Annotated in this window: 3 protein-coding genes; all 3 read left to right on the top strand. The window is 73.3% G+C overall.

All coding sequences use genetic code 11. The features are described 5' to 3' along the window. Nucleotides 1-214: 214 nt before the first annotated feature. Nucleotides 215-1582, top strand: a complete 1368-nt coding sequence (locus JNW89_RS31080; RefSeq protein ID WP_375155167.1) for a M16 family metallopeptidase — start codon at nucleotides 215-217, stop codon at nucleotides 1580-1582. A gap of 99 nt (nucleotides 1583-1681) precedes the next feature. Further along, nucleotides 1682-2455, top strand: a complete 774-nt coding sequence (gene dapB / locus JNW89_RS31075) for a 4-hydroxy-tetrahydrodipicolinate reductase (protein ID WP_238451786.1) — start codon at nucleotides 1682-1684, stop codon at nucleotides 2453-2455. Nucleotides 2456-2543: 88 nt separating this feature from the next. Beyond that, on the top strand, nucleotides 2544-3593 hold a 1050-nt coding region (locus tag JNW89_RS31070; protein ID WP_238451785.1), incomplete at its 3' end, for a helix-turn-helix domain-containing protein.

Genomic DNA, 3593 nt, shown 5'->3' with positions numbered 1-3593 from the left:
GGGCGACCGGGGCGGCGACCGGGGCGGTCGTGCCCCGGAGCGCGGCTACCGGCCCGAGGGTGGCGGCGAGGGTGGCGAGGGCGGCGAGCGTCCGCGTCGCCGGACCCGGCACAGCTGACCCACCGCGCCACAGCACCACCCACCCCTCGTCAACTGAAAGCAGGTTTCCGTGAGTCGGGCCCAGCGTTCGTCTTTTCCTGCGGGTCGACGGGGGGTGGGGCCGTCCGGAGCCGTCCGGCACGCCACCGGGACGCAGTCCGGTCGCGCGGGGTCGGGCCGGGCGGTCACCCGCACGCTGAGTGACGACCCGCTGGGCGGCACGGTACGTCGTACCGTGCTGCCCAGCGGGTTGCGCGTGCTCACCGAGGCGATCCCGGCGATGCGCAGCGTCTCGTTCGGCATCTGGGTGGCGGTCGGCTCGCGGGACGAGACCGGCCCGCAGGCCGGCGCGGCGCACTTCCTGGAGCACCTGCTCTTCAAGGGCACCCACAAGCGCGGCGCGCTGGAGATCTCCTCGGAGATCGAGGCGGTGGGCGGCGAGACCAACGCCTTCACCACCAAGGAATACACCTGCTACTACGCCCGCGTGCTGGACGAGGACCTGCCGCTGGCGATCGACGTCATGTGCGACCTGGTGGCCGACTCGGTGATCGAGGCGGCCGACGTGGAGACCGAGCGCGGCGTCATCCTCGAAGAGATCGCCATGCACGACGACGAGCCCGGCGACGAGGTGCACGACCTCTTCGCCCGCGCCGTCTACGGCGACCACCCCCTGGGCCGGCTGATCTCCGGCACCGAGGAGACGGTCACCCCGATGACCCGGCGGCAGATCCACAGCTTCTACCGGCGCCGGTACACCGCACCGCAGATCGTCATCGCCGCCGCCGGCAACCTGGACCACGCCGCCGTGGTCAAGCTGGTCCGCCAGGCGCTGCGCGGCACCCCGCTGGACACCGATCCGGCCGCGCCGGCTCCGCACCGGCCGGCCACCCCGGCGGTACGCACCAGGCCGGCCGCCACCCTGGTGGAGCCGAAGGAGTCCGAGCAGGCGCACGTCATCCTCGGCTGCCCCGGCATCGACCGCCTCGACGAGCGGCGCTTCGCCCTCGGCGTGCTCAACAACGTCCTCGGCGGCGGGATGTCCAGCCGGCTGTTCCAGGAGATCCGCGAGCAGCGGGGCCTGGCCTACTCGGTCTACTCGTACGCCAGCCAGTACGCCGACAGCGGCCTCTTCGCCGTCTACGCCGGCTGCGCGCCGGGCAAGGTGGACGAGGTGCTGGCGCTGACCCGCGCCGAGCTGGCCCGGGTGGCCGCCGAGGGGATCAGCGAGGCCGAGCTGGCCCGGGGCAAGGGCATGAGCAAGGGATCGTTCGTGCTGGGCCTGGAGGACACCGGCTCGCGGATGAGCCGGCTGGCCAAGGGGGAGCTGCTCTACGGCGACCTGATGCCGGTGGACGAGCTGCTCACCCGGGTCGACGCGGTCACCCTGGCGGACGTGAACACGCTCGCCGCCGAGCTGCTGAGCCGGCCGATGTCCCTGGCCGTGGTCGGCCCGTTCGGCGAGCACGACTTCTCCGCCTGACCCACCTGACCACCCGACCTGGAGTGGATCACCGGCGTCCCGTGGGACGTGGGTGGTCCCGGCGGGTGAGGGCGTCCCGATTGGGATAGGTTGTGCCCCGTGACTGACGAGCAGGAGAAGGGCCCGGACGAGCCGATCCGGGTCGGCGTGCTGGGTGCCCGGGGCCGGATGGGTGTCGAGGTGTGCAAGGCGGTCGACGCGGCCTCCGACATGGACCTGGTGGCGATGGTCGACCAGGGCGACTGGCTGTTCAACGCCTCCGACGCGGGCGCCGAGGTGGTCGTCGACTTCACCACCCCCGACGTCGTCATGGACAACCTGCACTGGTGCATCGACCAGGGCATCAGCGCGGTGGTCGGCACCACCGGCTTCACCGAGCAGCGGATCGAGCGGGTGCGCGGTTGGCTGGAGCGCAAGCCGGGCGTCGGCGTGGTGATCGCCCCGAACTTCGGCATCGGCGCGGTGCTGATGATGCAGTTCGCCGCGCGGGCCGCCCGGCACTTCGAGTCCGTCGAGATCATCGAGCAGCACCACCCGCGCAAGCTCGACGCCCCCAGCGGCACCGCCACCCACACCGCCCGCCGGATCGCCCAGGCGCGCGCCGACGCCGGTCTCGGTCCGTCACCGGACGCCACCTCCGACGAGGTGCCGGGTGCGCGCGGCGCCGACATCGACGGGGTACGCGTGCACGCCGTGCGGGCCACCGGGCTGGTCGCCCACCAGGAGGTGCTCTTCGGCACCACCGGCGAGACGCTGACCATCCGGCACGACTCGTACGACCGGGCCTCGTTCATGCCCGGCGTGCTGCTGGCCGTCCGCGCGGTGCGTACCCGCCCGGGCCTGACCATCGGCCTGGACTCGCTGCTCGACTGAGCGTCCGCCCGGCCGGCCCGGGTCGCGGGCCGGCAGGTGCGCAACGGCGGTCAAGCGCGCCGGCCATCCTCGGGTGCAGGCTGTTCGCATGACGACGACGGATGGCCTGGCCCGCATCCTGCACTGGGTGCAGGTGGGCGTGGACGATCCGGGCGTCAGCCCGGCCGCGCTGGCGGCCCGGGCGCACCTGTCCCGGTTCCACTTCGACCGGCTGGTCGCGGCGGCCACCGGGGAACCACCCGGCGCGCTGCGCCGCCGGCTGCTGCTGGAGCGCGCGGCGCACCGGCTCACCACCACCGACCGGACCGTCCTCGACGTCGCCGTCGAGGCCGGGTACGGCTCACACGAGGCGTTCAGCCGCGCCTTCCTGCGCTCCTACGGCGCGTCGCCGACCCAGGTCCGGCGGCGCCGGCCACTCACCTTCCGCGAGCTGGAGCTGCCCTGTCCCAGTGGCGTGCACTTCCAGCCCCCCGGTGGCCTGCGGCTGCCGGGCACCCACGAGGAGACCGCCATGGACGTCCTGCAACATCTCGTCGACCACCACGTCGCCACCCTGTCCGCCGTCATCGAGCGGGCCGCCACCCTCGACGACGAGGCGCTCGACCGGCCCGTCACCGTCTCGGTGGAGACCATCGACGACCGATCGACCCTCCGTTCCCTGATCAACGCCATGGTGACCCAGGAGGAGCACTGGCTGTCGGCGTTGCGCGGGGGCGGCTGGCCCGACGAGAGCGACCGGTCGATCGCCGGGCTGTCCGCGCGGCACGAGGTGGCCGGGCGAGACTGGCGGGCCTTCGTCGCCCGGACGCTCGCCGACGGGACGCTGGCCGACACCTTCGTCGACACCACCTGCTCGCCGCCGACCACCCACACCCTGGGCGGCACCATCGGGCACGTGATCACCTTCGCCGCGGTGCGCCGCACCCTCGCCATCGGGGCCCTGCACACCGCCGGGATCACCGACCTCGGAGCCGGTGACCCCCGCCCCTACCTGGACGCCCAGGCCGCCCTGAGCCGAACGGTGAGGCTCACCCCCCCACCCCTGCCCCCCGTCGATCTTGCCACTTTCGGCCCGCGTATCGCGCTTTTTGTCCGCTTCGCCGGGGCGCAAAGTGCAAGATCGCGGGGCGGGGACGGA

It is taken from the genome of Micromonospora sp. 4G55, assembly GCF_016803375.1.
Note: the sequence above shows the minus strand (reverse complement) of the source record. Positions and strands in the feature narration are given on the sequence as shown.